This is a genomic window from Myxococcus virescens (assembly GCF_900101905.1).
Classification (GTDB): domain Bacteria; phylum Myxococcota; class Myxococcia; order Myxococcales; family Myxococcaceae; genus Myxococcus; species Myxococcus virescens.
The window spans coordinates 47,258-61,385 of sequence record NZ_FNAJ01000013.1; the positions used below are offsets into that span (position 1 = coordinate 47,258).

Annotated in this window: 9 protein-coding genes and 1 tRNA gene; 5 read left to right on the forward strand and 5 right to left on the reverse strand. The window is 68.2% G+C overall.

Translation table 11 applies throughout. The annotated features are described in order from the left end of the window. Positions 1-14: 14 nt before the first annotated feature. On the reverse strand, positions 15-2,669 hold the full coding sequence (locus BLU09_RS28650; RefSeq protein ID WP_090493053.1) for an ATP-dependent Clp protease ATP-binding subunit: 2,655 nt from the start codon (positions 2,667-2,669) through the stop codon (positions 15-17). Positions 2,670-2,833: 164 nt separating this feature from the next. Here BLU09_RS28650 and BLU09_RS28655 point away from each other — a divergent pair, with 164 nt between their 5' ends. The 3 genes from BLU09_RS28655 (at position 2,834) to BLU09_RS28665 (ending at position 5,554) form a co-directional block, all read left to right on the forward strand. Then, positions 2,834-3,268, forward strand: a complete 435-nt coding sequence (locus BLU09_RS28655) for a hypothetical protein (protein WP_011554819.1) — start codon at positions 2,834-2,836, stop codon at positions 3,266-3,268. Between the two features lie 73 nt (positions 3,269-3,341). After that, positions 3,342-3,908 (forward strand): hypothetical protein, encoded by a 567-nt coding sequence (locus BLU09_RS28660; protein WP_090493055.1) that lies wholly within the window; start codon positions 3,342-3,344, stop codon positions 3,906-3,908. Between the two features lie 182 nt (positions 3,909-4,090). Next, entirely contained in the window at positions 4,091-5,554 is a 1,464-nt protein-coding gene (locus BLU09_RS28665; protein WP_090493057.1) for an MDR family MFS transporter, read from the forward strand. 26 nt (positions 5,555-5,580) lie between these two features. Here BLU09_RS28665 and BLU09_RS28670 read toward each other — a convergent pair whose 3' ends face one another. After that, positions 5,581-7,059 (reverse strand): glycoside hydrolase family 6 protein, encoded by a 1,479-nt coding sequence (locus BLU09_RS28670; RefSeq protein ID WP_090493059.1) that lies wholly within the window; start codon positions 7,057-7,059, stop codon positions 5,581-5,583. Positions 7,060-7,212: 153 nt separating this feature from the next. After that, complete coding sequence (locus BLU09_RS28675; protein WP_090493061.1) at positions 7,213-8,886, reverse strand: amidase; 1,674 nt, start codon at positions 8,884-8,886, stop codon at positions 7,213-7,215. A 186-nt stretch (positions 8,887-9,072) separates the two neighbouring features. On the opposite strand from BLU09_RS28675, the gene BLU09_RS28680 reads away from it, so the two are divergent. Next, the gene (locus BLU09_RS28680; protein ID WP_244172089.1) at positions 9,073-11,028 is read left to right on the forward strand and encodes a RecQ family ATP-dependent DNA helicase; all 1,956 of its coding nucleotides are present in this window, start codon (positions 9,073-9,075) and stop codon (positions 11,026-11,028) included. Positions 11,029-11,034: 6 nt separating this feature from the next. On the opposite strand, the gene BLU09_RS28685 is transcribed toward BLU09_RS28680, so the two are convergent. Both BLU09_RS28685 and BLU09_RS28690 read right to left on the reverse strand, forming a co-directional pair. After that, positions 11,035-11,991: a pirin family protein gene (locus tag BLU09_RS28685; RefSeq protein WP_090493063.1), complete on the reverse strand. Its 957-nt coding sequence runs from the start codon at positions 11,989-11,991 to the stop codon at positions 11,035-11,037. 64 nt (positions 11,992-12,055) lie between these two features. After that, a tRNA-Leu gene (locus tag BLU09_RS28690) sits at positions 12,056-12,141 on the reverse strand. A 311-nt stretch (positions 12,142-12,452) separates the two neighbouring features. On the opposite strand from BLU09_RS28690, the gene ffh reads away from it, so the two are divergent. Continuing rightward, positions 12,453-14,099, forward strand: coding sequence for a signal recognition particle protein (gene ffh / locus BLU09_RS28695; protein WP_090493064.1), 1,647 nt, complete (start codon positions 12,453-12,455; stop codon positions 14,097-14,099). Positions 14,100-14,128: the final 29 nt, after the last annotated feature.

A 14,128-nucleotide genomic window follows, 5' to 3' on the forward strand; every position in this document is an offset into this window, starting at 1 on the left:
CCACACGTGACGGTTCAGTGAACGGCACTCGCTTCAGCCTGCGCGCCTTCCGCCTCAGCGGCCTCCACTTCGTCGAACCGGAATTTTCCGTCCTTGAAGTCCGCTCTCACGCGGCTGTTCTCATGGATGTCGCCCGAGATGAGCTTCTCCGCGAGCGGCGCCTCGATGGCGCGCTGGATTTCACGCCGCAGCGGACGCGCGCCGAAGGTAGGGTCCCAGCCCTTGTCCACCAGCGCTTCCAGCGCCGCGGGCGTCACCTCCAGCGCGATGCCCTGGCCGTGCAGCAGGCGGCGCGTCTTCTCCAGCATCAAGTCCACGATGGCGCGCAGCTGCGCGCGGTTGAGCGGCTCGAAGACCACCGTCTCGTCGATGCGGTTGAGGAACTCGGGCGGGAAGTGCCCCTTGAGCACGCCCATGACGCGCTCCCGCATGCGCTCCTGCGGTTCCTTGCGCGCGGTGGACTCCTGGATGAGGTGTGAGCCCAGGTTGCTGGTGCCGATGATGACGGTGTTCTTGAAGTTCACCACCGTGCCCTGCGCGTCCGTGAGCCGCCCATCATCGAGCACCTGGAGCAGCATGTGGAACACGTCGGGGTGGGCCTTCTCCACCTCGTCGAAGAGGAGCACGGAGTAGGGCCGCCGCCGCACGGCCTCGGTGAGCTGCCCGCCCTCCTCATAGCCGACATAGCCCGGCGGCGCGCCCACCAGCCGGCTCACGGTGTGCTTCTCCATGTACTCACTCATGTCGAAGCGGATGAGCGCCTTCTCGTCACCGAAGAGCAGCTCCGCCAGCGTCTTCGCCAGCTCCGTCTTGCCCACGCCCGTGGGGCCCAGGAAGAGGAAGGAACCGATGGGGCGCGACTCGTCCTTGAGCCCCGCCCTCGCCCGCCGGATGGCCTGGGACAGCACGCGGATGGCCTCGTCCTGACCGATGACGCGCTCATGCAGCCGCGACTCCAGCTCCAGCAGCTTCTTGCGCTCATCCTCCGTCATCTGCGTCACGGGGATGCCCGTCATGCGCGACAGCACCTCCGCCACGTCCTCCGCGCGGACCTCCGGCGTCTCACTGGACTTCTGCGTGCGGCGCTCCTTCTGCGCGCTCTGGACCTCGCGCTCGGCGGCGTTCAGCTTCGACTCCAGCTCCTGGATGCGCGGCCCCGCCTTCCGGCCGCGTGCCTCATCGAGCGAGCGCTTCACCTTCACCACCTCATGCTCGGCGTTCACCAGTCGCTCCGGTGGCAGCGTGAGCCGCAAGCGCACGCGGGCCGCGGCCTGGTCCACCAGGTCGATGGCCTTGTCCGGCAGGAAGCGCCCGGTGACGTAGCGGTCCGACAGCTCCACCGCCGCCACCAGTGCCGCGTCCGCGATGCGCACGCGGTGGTGGGATTCGTAGCGGTCCTTGAGGCCTCGCAGAATCTCGATGGCCTGCTCGGCCGTCGGCTCCGGGACGACCACGGGCTGGAAGCGGCGTTCGAGCGCCGCGTCCTTCTCGATGCGCTTGCGGTACTCGTCCAGCGTCGTCGCGCCAATGACGTGCAGCTCGCCGCGCGCCAGGGATGGCTTGAGCATGTTGCCCGCATCCATGGCGCCCTCCGCCGCGCCCGCCCCGACGATGGTGTGAACCTCGTCGATGAAGAGGACGATGTCGTCGCTGTGCTCCTTCACCTCGTCCATGACCTTCTTCAGCCGCTCCTCGAACTCGCCGCGGTACTTGCTGCCCGCGAGCAGGCCGGACAGGTCCAGTTGCAGCACGCGCTTGTCGCGCAGCGTGTCCGGGACCGCGGCGGAGATGATGCGCTGGGCAATGCCCTCCACGATGGCCGTCTTGCCCACGCCCGGCTCACCAATGAGCACGGGGTTGTTCTTCGTGCGGCGCGAGAGGATTTCGAGCGTGGTCTCGATTTCGTTGGCCCGCCCCACCACCGGGTCCAGCTTCCCTTCCGAAGCCAGGCTCGTGAGGTCGCGGCAGTACTCGTCCAGCGTGGGCGTGGGCGACCGGCGTGCCTCGGATGAAGGTGCCAGCGCTTCCGCGACGGCAGCGCGCGCCTTGCCGTGCTGGGCCCCCTGCTCGCGCAGAATCTCCGACGCCAGTCCTTCCCCTTCATGCAGCAACCCCAGCAGCACGTGCTCGGGGCCCACGTAGGAATGCCCCAGTTCGTAGGCCTCCTGGTACGCGAGCTCCAGGGCGCGCTTCGCATGCGGCGACAGCTCGGGACGCTCCATGGGGCGCTTTCCACGGCGCATCTCGGACTCGGCGCGCTCGGCGACGCGGGCCGGGTCCAGCTTCATGCGGCTGAGCGCGGTCCGGCCCAGCGGGTCCTTCGCGAGCGCCACCAGCAGGTGCTCCGTGTCGATGGAAGCCGCCCCCGCGCTTCGCGCCGCCTCGAAGGCCGCTTCCAGCACGCGCCGCGTCTCATCGGAGAAGGCCTCGGTGATGTCGTAGCGCTCCACCGGCTGCTGAAGTGAACGCGACAGCCCCCCGAAGTCCTCGTCTCCGAAGTCACTGAAGAACTGGTCGAAGAGCGACGTGCCCAGGCCCATGCGGCCGAAGCGCGAACGCTGGCTGCTACAGATGTCACACAGTGACTCGGTGGTCCGCCGGTTCCCCATGACGCGGGTGACGCGGGTGGTCGCCGGGCGTTGGTGGCAGAGGTCGCAGACATTGGCCATGATTTGGGGTCCCCCGAACGACGGTTCAACGCCAACGCTAGGGACGGCCGGTGCGCCTCACCTCGGCCCCAGGGCAGGGCCGGGCGTCCAAGGTGGCCCCCTGTTGCAGGGGACGCTAACCTGCCGGAAGAGTCGCTCTTTCCATGCCCTCTGGGAGTCCCGACATGTCCGAGCAGAAGCCCCGCCTGAAGCGCCCCGTGGAGAATGTCCGCGCCGAGCTGCTCGCGGACCCAGACACCCAGCGCATCGCGAAGTCCCTGGATATGGAGCTGGAGGCCTACGTCGAGCTGGTCCTCGACTACGCCCAGAACCCGGACAAGGAGCCAACGCTCATCGTTGCCCCGGACGAGGAGCTGCGCGCCGCCGGCTACAACCCGCCGACCACCCAGGACGTCGCCAACTTCTTCATCGCCGCCGCCAATGGCGAGCTGGGCATTGGCCCGCCCAAGTCCTATTACAGTGGTTTCGAAGGGAAGCAGGACGACGCGAACAAGCCGTCACTCCGGGGGGATGAGGGCCAGGAGCCCGTGAAGGTGGACGAGGAGACCAGCCAGAAGCTCCGCCAGCACGTGCCCAAGGGCGGGCCTGATCGCGTTTAGGCGGATTTGACGCAACTTTCCCCCGCGCTCCCCGACAATCCTTACATTCACCCCCTTTCACAGAGGTTCCCCCATGTCCGTTGGCGGCGCAGGTGGTTCGAACGGTAGCCGTGGCTCGAATGGCGCGAGCAGTGCTGGCCGGAGCGCCGCTGCGGGTGCGGCCAACGCGGCGGGCAAGGCGGCGGGCGGTATCGCGGGCGCGCTGGGCGGTATCGGCAAGGCGCTGGGCGGCATCGGCAAGGCGGTAGGCGGCCTGGCGAACAGCATCGGCGGCATCGCCGGCAAGATTGGCAGCGCGCTGAGCCAGGTGTCCGGCCTCGTCGACAAGGCGATGAGCGCCATCACCGGCCCCCTCAAGAGCATGATTGGCGGCCTGCTGGACAAGATGCCCTTCGGCATCGGCCAGCTCGCCAAGCCGTTCGTCGACAAGTTCATCGACAACGGGCTGGCCATGGTCGCCGGCGGTCCGCTGGGTGGCGTTGCCTCGATGTTCGGCAAGGCCGGCACCGTGGGCAAGCTGGCGGACATGGTGGAGACGGTCCGCACGGGCGCGAAGACGGTGGGCGACATCGCCGAGGGCCGCTTCAACGCCCAGCAGATGGCGGCCTTCGCCCAGGCCCAGCTGATGCGCGGCCTGTAATCCCGAATCGACGGGTGAAGCCTCCAGGGCCAGCTCCCACGCATGTGGGGGTTGGCCCTTCGTTCGTTTCCGAGTCCGTGTGCGCCCGCACGCTGAGTGGCCACCCGGGGCACAAGGCCGCTTGTTGCTGGCGACCCCCGCCCGCAGCCGTTAAGGAGGGCCTCTCCCGCGCCGGCGTCTTCATGCGAACCACTCATCGTCCCCTCACCACCTTGGCCCTGGCCTTGAGCCTCTTCATGGCCGCCTTGGAAGCCACTGTCGTTTCCACGGCCATGCCCACGGTGGTGGGCGAGCTGGGCGGCATCCAGCACTACGCGTGGGTCTTCACCGCGTACATGCTGTCCTCCACCATCACCGTGCCCATCTACGGGAAGCTGGCGGACCTCTACGGCCGCAAGCCCGTGCTCCTGTTCGGCATCGTGCTGTTCCTCGTGGGCTCCATCGCCAGTGGCCTGTCCACGTCCATGGCCATGCTCATCGGCTTCCGGACGCTCCAGGGTCTGGGCGCGGGCGCCATGCAGCCGGTGGCGCTCACCATCATCGGGGACATCTACACGCTGGAGGAGCGCGCGAAGGTCCAGGGCGCGTTCAGCGCGGTGTGGGGCATCGCGGGCCTGATCGGCCCCATCACCGGCGGCTTCATCGTGAAGTACTTCACGTGGCACTGGGTCTTCTTCATCAACGTCCCGGTGGGCGTGGGCTGCCTCGTCCTGCTCTTGAGCTACTTCCATGAGCGCGTGGAGCGGAAGCCCCAGAAGCTGGACTACGCGGGCGCCGCGCTGCTCACCGGCTGGGTGGTGGCGCTGCTCGTCGGCGTGCAAGGCGTGGGCGTGAATCTGTGGGGCCTGCCCGTGGCGGCCGTGCTGCTCGCGGCCTTCGTCGCCGTGGAGCGCAAGGCGGCCGAGCCCATCATCCCCATGTCCATCTTCAAGGTGCCGGCCATCGTCATCTCCTCCATCGCGGGAGCGCTCTTCTCCGCGGCGATGTTCGGGGCCACCACCTACGTTCCGCTCTTCGTCCAGGGCGTCCTGGGCGGAACGCCCACCGAGGCCGGCGGGATGATTACGCCGATGATTGTCGGCTGGCCGCTGGCGGCCCTCGTCGCTGGGAAGCTGCTGCTCAAGACGGGCTTCCGCCCGCTCATCGTGGGCGGGCTGGGATTGACGGTGGTAGGCACGACGCTGATGGCGCTGCTCCTGGGGCCCCAGGCGCCCAAGCTGGTGCCGGAGGTCGCCATGGGCCTGTTCGGCATCGGCATGGGCTTCGCGTCCACCGCGCTGCTCATCGCCGTGCAGACCAGCGTGGGCTGGGAGCTGCGCGGCGTGGCCACCGCCAGCAACATGTTCTTCCGCACCATCGGCGGCGCCATTGGCGTGGGGTTGATGGGCGGCGTCATGGTGTCGCAGCTCCTCAAGGACCCGACGGTGCCGATTTCGGCGGCCAACGCATTGATGAGCCCCGACCATGGCCAGGACCTGCCCGCGGACCTGCTGGCGACGCTGAGCGGCGCGCTGGGCACCGGGCTGAGCATCAATTTCTGGCTCATCTGCGCCTTCACCGTGGCCGCCTTCACCGCGGGGCTGTTCTTCCCCAAGGTGTCACGCACCACGACGGTGGCCTCCACCGAGGTGGCGGCGCCGCACTGACGTCCGTGCGGCGCCCCGTGCGTCGCTCAGAGGCCGTCAATCATCCGCAGGGCCACGTCCGGCATGAACGTGCCTGCGGGTGTGTTGGGCGCGACGCCGCACTGGCCGTCGGAGTCTCCGGGGACCTTGATCCACAGGGTCATCTCCGCGCCGCCCACGCCCACCTGGTTCGTCGTGCCAATCTTGCGGCCGGCGGGGTTGCACCACTCCCCGTTGGAGCCATTGCCGTTGCGGCTGGTGTCCACCACGAAGGGCCTGGTGTAGCCGTACCGGCTGTTCAGCGAGCTGTTGACGGAGCCCGCGTACGAGGCCGACTGCGCGGTGGTGTAGAAGTTCGACACGTTGAGCGCGAAGCCTCGCACGTTGCGCACGCCCATGTTCTCCAGTCGCTGGGCCATGGTGTCCGCGTTGATCCACAGGGCGTTGCCCGCGTCCAGGTAGGCCCACGTGTTCGGCGCGCGATCCCTGAACTGCTCGGTGGCGTAGCGAATCAGGCTGATGCGCGTCTGCCGCTCGGCGTCGTTCGCCAGGCAGTCGAGCTGGGCGACGGCGTCCGGCTCGATGATGACGACGGCGGGACGGTTGCCAATGGCGGCGGCGAAGGACGAAATCCACGTCCGGTACGCCTCCGGCGACCCCGCGCCTCCGCCCGAGTGGCTCCCGCAGTCTCGGCCAGGGATGTTGTAGGCCACCAGCACCGGCAGCTTGTCCGCCGCGTCCGCGGCCGAGACGAAGCTGGACACCGCCGTGGTGATGTCTCCGCTCCAAGCGGCGAACCAGCGCGCGGCCAGGTTGTTCGCGATGGAGGACTGGATGCGCGCAGCGCGCGAGTCCCCGCTGTTGGCCCGGACCCAGTTGGCGGGGTTGGAGTTCGGGTCGATGTAGAAGCCGCTCGTCATCGCCAGCGGCCCGCCGCCTCCGCCGCCGTCCTCCGTGGTGAGCGAGATGTCATCGATGAACGCGCTGAACCCCGTCGCGCGGCCTCCCATCTGGAAGGTGACCTGTCCCGCCTGCGTGGCCAGCGTCGACGTGAAGGGGAACGTGAAGTGCCGTGACGTGCCGTCCAACGTAATCTGCCGGTCCAGCGGCGCGGTGTACGGCGCGCTCTCCAACTGCACCGTCACACGGACCGTCGTCGTCACCGAAGCAGAAGCGGTGAAGGACAGCGTGTACGCCCGGCCATTCACCAGCGGAATGTCATCCTGGCCAATCAGCGCGTCCCAGGGGTTGGCCGTCCCACCCCCCACGTCCACGCGCAGGCGGGCGTTCTCCACACGGGACTGTGTGTTGGGGCCGCTCCACCAGGGCGACACGGTGCCGCCGTTGAAGGTGCCATTGGAGACGAGCTCGGTCAGCGCGTCGGTGCGACTGCCGAGCGCCTCGGCCTCCTTCGGGGCGGGTGGCTCCGAGGGACCACAGCCAGTCGTGAGGGCCGCCGCGAGCATCAGCGCGGCCGGAGCGGTGAAGCGACGAAACGGCGAGACGGCGGTGTTACTGGGTTGCACGAAGCCATTCCTCCCGCCCGCGCGAGGGCGCCAGGGAGCGGCGCCCGGAGTGACGCGGGCTGTGTCGAGTGCGTGGCCCGTGGGTGGCCCCGCGAGCACGCGAAGCCACACTTGCACGTTTTTCTTGTTTTTCAGCCCTTCAATCCACAGCGTTCACCGAAGTGCGCGCAGATGAACAGGCGGGACGCGGTACTCCGAGGCCTGCTCCACCACGCGGCCCAGGCGCAGCAGCAGGTGCTCCTCGTAGGGGCGGCCTGTGAGCTGGACGCCCACCGGGAGCCCCTCTTCGTCGAAGCCTGCTGGCACCGACAGCGAGGGGAAGCCCGTCAGGTTGGCCAGGCGCACGAAGCGCATCAGGGCATCGACGACAGGCAGGTTCGACTCGCCATCCGGAAGCGCCGCCTCCGGAATGAGGGGCGCCGTGGTGGCCGTCGTCGGCGTGACGAGGACGTCCACGCCCGCCATTTGCGCCAGCAGCTCACGCGTCAGGCGATGCCGGTGCCGCAGGGCATGCACCAGGTCCGTGGCCCGGAAGTGCCGGCCAATGGCCAGGTTGGTGCGCGTGTCGAGCCCGAACTCCGACGGATGCGCCTTCACATGGGGAAGCATCACCTCCGACATCTCGCTCAGGATGATGCAGCTGTGGGTCCACAGCACGGTGTTGAGGTCGGGAGGCGGAATCTCCACCACGCGCGCGCCCGCGGCCGACAGTGCGGCCACGGCTTCCTTGCAGCGGGCGACGACGTCCGTGTCGGCGTCCTCGAAGTAGTCCCAGCAGATGCCCAGCCGCACGCCGCTCAGGCCGTCATCCTCGTAGCCAGACAGGTGATGCGGTGACTGCCCCTGTGAGACGAGGTCGTGTCCATCCGGCCCCGCGAGCACCGCATACGCCGCGGCGACATCGTCCACGGTGAGCCCCATGGGCCCCACGTGGCCCACGTTCCAGCACAGTGGCGGTACGCCCGTCTCCGGGATGCGGCCCCACGTCGCCTTGAGGCCCACGATGCCGCACAGGGCCGCGGGGATGCGGATGGAACCGCCGCCGTCGGCACCGATGCTCAAGGGGCACAGGCCCGCGGCCACGGCGGCGGCGGAGGCACTGGAGCTGCCACCGGTGATGCGGCCCGTGTCCCAAGGGTTGCGAGCGGCGCCGTGATGGGGATTCAACCCGATGGGGTTGATGCCAATCTCATTCATGTTGGCCTTGCCGAGGATGATGGCGCCCGCGGCCTTGAGCCGGGCCGCCACCGTCGAGTCCGCGGCGGCCACCTGCGTGCGGAACCGCGTGCCCAGCGTGGTGGGGAACCCGGCCAGGTCGACCTCGTCCTTCAGCACGACGGGAATGCCGTCGAGCACACTCAGCGGACGCCCCTCGCGCAGCCGCTCGGAGGACGCCTCTGCGGCCCGGTGCACCTCGTCCGGCTTGCGGGCGATGAACAAGCCCAGGCGCTGCTTCCCACTGTCCATCCGGGCAATGGACTCATGAATTCGATTCACCACGGCCACCGGGTCCGTGGCGCCCTCGCGGTAGGCGCGGACATAGGCCGCGACGCTCTCACGCTCCGGCGGACTGGCGGACGCGGCGATGGCGCGCGCGGCCTGCTCCGTGGGCGTCTGCGGCTCCGTGGCGGCGGTGCCCTGGGGCAACGGAAACTGGAGCGGCGGCGCGTCCCCCGCCGAGAACTCACGCCATCGCTCGATGCCGCTGTCCCGCGTCAGCTTGTCCAGCATCACCGACCCGACGCCGCTCTCGAGGGCGTTCACGAAAGCCTTGAGCGCCAGGCCCGACACACGGGGCGCCTTCACGGGATTGCGTTGGTAGGTCATGGCGCCGCAGCCTATCCCCGAGCCGGCCATCCCGCATGGGCGATGGTGGCCAATTCAGCGGCACGCATCGTTCGCGTCTTCGTGGACTTCGTGGCTACGCTCTTCCCTCGGTGAGCAGGGACGGAGTCGCTGGACAGGGCCCATGGAGGGCGTGGGTTGCCGGAGTTCGCGAGTTGGAGGAGCTTCATGCACAGGGCAGATGGCGCACGACACAGCTCACTCGATACCGTTCTGCGCGAGCGGTTCGGCCTGACGGACTTCCGCCCTGGCCAACGTGAGGTCCTCGATGCGCTGCTCGGTCCGAAAGCCGCGGCGCTCGCGGTCTTCCCCACAGGTGGCGGCAAGTCGCTCTGCTATCAGCTTCCGGCGCTGCTGCTGGAGGGCATCACGGTGGTCGTCTCCCCGCTGATCGCGCTGATGAAGGACCAGATTGACGCCCTGGCCCGGCAGGGCATTCGTGCCGCGCGGCTGGACGCCTCACTGTCGGTGGACGACTCACGCGAAGTCACGCAGGCGCTGCGCGATGGTTCGCTCAAGCTCTTGTACGTGGCGCCCGAGCGCTTCAACAACGAGCGCTTCACCGCCCTGCTCCGTGAGCTGCGCATTTCCTTGTTCGCGGTGGACGAGGCGCACTGTGTCTCGGAATGGGGCCACAACTTCCGCCCGGACTATCTGAAGCTGGCGAAGGCCGCGCGGGATTTATCGGCAGAGCGAATCCTCGCACTCACCGCCACGGCGACACCCTCCGTCGTGCGAGACATCTGCCAGGGCTTTGGCATCCCCGAGGAGAACGCGGTCGTCACGGGTTTCTACCGGCAAAACCTCACGCTGGAGACGACCCCGGTTCACGCCGAGGCCCGCGACGCGCTCCTCCTGGGGCGGCTCGGCTCCCGAGCGCCCGGCCCCACCATCGTCTACGTCACGCAGCAGAAGACCGCCGAGCGCGTGGCCGCGTTCCTCTCCGCCGAAGGGCTCCCCGCCAGCGCGTACCACGCGGGACTGGAGCCCGAGGTCCGTGAGCGGGTGCAGGAAGCCTGGATGGCCTCCGCGAATGGCATCGTCGTAGCGACCATCGCGTTCGGGATGGGCATCGACAAGGCGGATGTACGGGCCGTGTATCACTACAACCTGCCCAAGGGCCTGGAGAGCTACAGCCAGGAAATCGGCCGAGCCGGGCGAGATGGAGCGCCATCGGTGGTGGAGCTCTTCGCGTGTCCGGACGATGTCCCCAGCCTGGAGAACTTCGCGCTCGGAGACACACCCACGCGGGAAGCAATTCAAAGTCTGGTGACCGAGTTGCTCGGCCTGGGTCCCGAGCTGAGCGTCGACATGTTCGCTCTGTCCACCCGGCATGATGTGCGGCCGCTCGTGCTGCGCACCGCGCTGACGTACCTGGAGCTCGAAGGCGTGTTGAGGCAAGGCACGCCGTACTACGCGGGCTACAAGGTGCAGCCGCTCATGCCCCTCGACGCGCTCGTGGGGCGCTTCCAGGGAGAACGGGGGCAGTTCCTGCGCGACGTGTTTGCTCAGGCGAAGAAAGGACGCACCTGGTACTCGCTCGACCCGGCCGAGGTGGCGAGTTCGCTTCGGCAGCCCCGCGAGCGCGTGGTGCGGGCCATCGAATATCTCGAGGAACAGGGGCTCGTGTTGCTCCAGGTCTCCGAGCCGCGGCAGCGCTTCACACGGCTGCGGCCCCAGGAGGACGCAGCAGCGCTCACGGCACTCCTCCATCAGCGGTTTCAGCAGCGCGAGGCCCAGGAGGTCACGCGTGTCCGGGACGTACTGAAGCTCGTCACCCATGCGGGGTGCCAGAGCAATGCGCTGGTCGCCCACTTCGGTCAGCGGCGGGAGCAGCCGTGTGGGCACTGCACCTTCTGCCGGACCGGGGAGGCCCAGGTGCTTCCCGCGGTGCGCCGGAGGCCGACACTGCCCGAGGGCCTCGACGTGGCGGGCTTCCGAGCCCTGGCCGCGAAACATCCCGAGTCGCTCGGGCATCCGAGGCAGGCCGCGAGGTTCCTCTGCGGATTGAGCAGCCCCGCCCTCACGCGGGCGAAGCTCGGCGGCCACAAGTTGTTCGGCGCACTGGAGGGCTGGCCCTTCGCGGAGGTGCTGGACTTCTGTGGCCAGTCGGCCGTGGCTTGACGACCATCACCCCTGGTCGAGGACGCCCGCGCGATAGTCGTCAAAGGCCTGCTGGATCTCCTCGCGGGTGTTCATGACGAACGGGCCGTACTGGACGATGGGCTCACGCAGGGGCATCGCCGCGGCGATGAGCAACTCGCTCCGGCGATTCCTCGCGCGCACGCGAAGCCGGCTCCCCGGGCCGAGCAATGCCAGCGAGCCCTCGCGCACCGGCTTCGACGTGTCTTCAGGTCCCAGGTCGACCTCGCCCGTGGACACGAAGGCGAAGGTGGTGTGGTCCGACGGTGTGTCGAGTTCGAAAGGACGGTCGTCCTCGAGCGCCAGGGTCAGCAAGAGCGGCCGCGTGGGGCGCTCACGCACGGGACCCTGGAGCCCGTTCATGTGGCCCGCGATGACACGCGCGCGGCTCCCCGAGGGAGACAGGCGCTCCTCCGCGAGTTGTTCTGGCGTGTGGTCCTGATAGGCGGGCGGGCACATCTTCTCCTTCGCGGGGAGGTTGAGCCAGAGCTGGAAGCCCGACATCAACCCTTGCACCTGCTCCGGCATCTCCGAGTGGATGAGGCCACGGCCCGCCGTCATCCACTGCGAGCCACCTCCGGCGATGAGCCCGCTGTTGCCACGGCTGTCCCGGTGGCGCATTCGCCCCTCGAGCATGACTGTGACGGTCTCGAAGCCCCGGTGGGGGTGATTCGGGAAGCCGTTGATGTAGGCCCCGGGGTCATCGGAGTGGAACCGGTCGAGCATGAGGAATGGGTCGAGGTTCCGCAGCGAGGGCTGCCCGATGACCCGCGTCAAGCGAACGCCGGCTCCGTCCGTCGCGGGGACGCCTTCGAGCGTCTGCACCACATTGCGTTGCGACTGCAGGATGACCGCCGGAGCCTCCGAGCGCCGACACCCGATGGCCGAGGCGGCCACGAGAAGACCCGACTGAAGGAGGAAACGGCGGCGCGAGGTGGCGTTCATGAAGACCTTGCCGGAAACCGGGTGTGCGTCCCCCGAGCCTCCTCCGGGAGCCGCCCGGAGTCCATGCACGAGCCGGGGATCGAACCCGGACGGCCCTTACGGGCCAGCGGATTTTAAGTCCGCTGCGTCTGCCAGTTCCGCCACTCGTGCCCTGCTGCGGGCAGCACCCTACAGGGCCTGTCCTACCTCCGGCAAAGGCCTCGTGCAGCCCCAGGCTCTCTTCCCTCTCCGCTGGGGCTCCTGGCAGGCCTGGGCGCCTCATTTCGCGCCCAGCGATGCCTCGAGGCCCGCGCCAGGGTGCTCAGGGATGCGCCAACCCCTCAAGAGCGTTGAAGAATCCAGGGCCCCGGGTCGGATTCGCCGCCAGGGAGGCCGGTCCGGGCCCCCTTCTCTTCACAGTTCGACGGCCGGAATGTGCTCCACCGTCGCATCCCGCCTGACCCTGTTATAAAGCGCCCCCCATGCTCGAGACCGTAACCAAGGGCTTCCGCGCCGCCAAGAACCGCCTCGCCGGCAAGAGCGAGCTCACCCCGGAGCTGGTCGACGAGTCGCTGCGCGACATCCGCGTCTCCCTGCTCGAGGCCGACGTCGCCTTCGACGTCGTGAAGAAGTTTGTCGCCCGCGTCCGCGAGAAGTCCGTGGGCGAGCTGGTGCAGACGACCATCACCGACACGGCTGGCCAGAAGCGCAAGGTCAGCCCGATGGACCACTTCATCAAGATCTGCCACGACGAGCTGGAGGCCCTCATGGGGCCCGTCGACACCAGCTTGAAGCTGAAGCCCAAGGGCCAGCTGTCCGGCATCATGATGGTGGGCCTCCAGGGCTCCGGTAAGACGACCACGACCGGAAAGCTCGCCAGCCGGCTCCTCCAGGAAGGGCGCAAGCCCCTGCTCGTCGCCGCCGACATCTACCGCCCCGCCGCCGTGGATCAGCTCAAGGTCCTGGGCGAGCGGCTCAAGGTCCCCGTCTACCACGAGCCCGGCATCCAGCCGCCCGAGCTCGCCAAGCGGGGCTATGCCGCCGCGCGCGAGCAGAAGTGCGACGTAGTGCTCATCGACACCGCCGGCCGGCTCGCCATCGACGAGTCCCTGATGGCCGAACTGGAGTCCATCAAGGGCAACGTCCAGCCGGACAACATCCTCCTGGTGTGCGACGCGATGATTGGTCAGGACGCTGTGCGCACGGCGGCGGAGTTCGACCGGCGGCTGACGCTGGACGGCTTCATCCTCACCAAGCTGGACGGTGACGCCCGCGGCGGCGCCGCGCTGTCCATCAAGGAAGTCACGGGCAAGCCCATCAAGTTCCTCGGCATGGGCGAGTCCATGGACAAGCTGGAGGAGTTCCGCCCGGCCGGCCTCGCGGGCCGCATCCTCGGGTTCGGCGACATCGTCGGCCTGATGAAGGACTTCGAGAAGGTCGTCGACGAGAAGAAGGCCGAGGAGGATGCCAAGAAGCTCCTGTCCGGCCAGTTCACGATGAAGGACTTCGTCGAGCAGATCCGCATGGTCCGGAAGATGGGACCGCTCAAGGATCTGCTGGAGAAGTTCCCCCTCTTCGGCGACCTCACCGAGCACCTCAACCCGGACGAGAAGGAGCTCACGAAGATCGAGTCGATGTACGACTCGATGACGGCGAAGGAGCGCCTGCGGCCAGATACCGTCAACAACAGCTGCATCAACCGCATCGCCAAGGGCAGCGGCCGCAAGGTCGAAGAGGTCAAGGAGCTGCTCCAGAAGTTCGGGATGATGCAGCAGGTGATGGGCACCATCGGCCAGAATCCGGGCCTCTTGGGCCGCATCCCCGGCTTCAAGCAGTTGGGTCAGCTGTCGCAGATGAAGAACATGGACCTCTCCAGCATGTTCGGCGGCGACCCGAAGATGATGGAGAAGATGATGAGCGGCGGCATGCCCGGCATGGGCATGCCCATGCAGTTGCCGCAGATTGCTCCCGGCTACACGCCGCCCATGGGCCAGGCCGCCATGGCCAAGGCCCGGTTGATGGGCTACGCGCCGCCTTCCGCCGCCGGCAAGAGCGAGGACCGCGACGCCATCAAGGAGCGCCGCAAGCGGGAGAAGGAGAACAAGAAGAAGAACCGGAAGAAGAAGTAGGCCGCCTGCGGCCCCGGTGCCCACGCCCG

Coding starts and splice junctions, on each gene's coding strand:
- BLU09_RS28650 (WP_090493053.1), bottom strand. CDS start 2,669: ATGGCCAATGTCTGCGACCTCTGCCACCAACGCCCGGCGACCACCCGC.
- BLU09_RS28655 (WP_011554819.1), top strand. CDS start 2,834: ATGTCCGAGCAGAAGCCCCGCCTGAAGCGCCCCGTGGAGAATGTCCGC.
- BLU09_RS28660 (WP_090493055.1), top strand. CDS start 3,342: ATGTCCGTTGGCGGCGCAGGTGGTTCGAACGGTAGCCGTGGCTCGAAT.
- BLU09_RS28665 (WP_090493057.1), top strand. CDS start 4,091: ATGCGAACCACTCATCGTCCCCTCACCACCTTGGCCCTGGCCTTGAGC.
- BLU09_RS28675 (WP_090493061.1), bottom strand. CDS start 8,886: ATGACCTACCAACGCAATCCCGTGAAGGCGCCCCGTGTGTCGGGCCTG.
- BLU09_RS28680 (WP_244172089.1), top strand. CDS start 9,073: ATGCACAGGGCAGATGGCGCACGACACAGCTCACTCGATACCGTTCTG.
- BLU09_RS28685 (WP_090493063.1), bottom strand. CDS start 11,991: ATGAACGCCACCTCGCGCCGCCGTTTCCTCCTTCAGTCGGGTCTTCTC.
- ffh (WP_090493064.1), top strand. CDS start 12,453: ATGCTCGAGACCGTAACCAAGGGCTTCCGCGCCGCCAAGAACCGCCTC.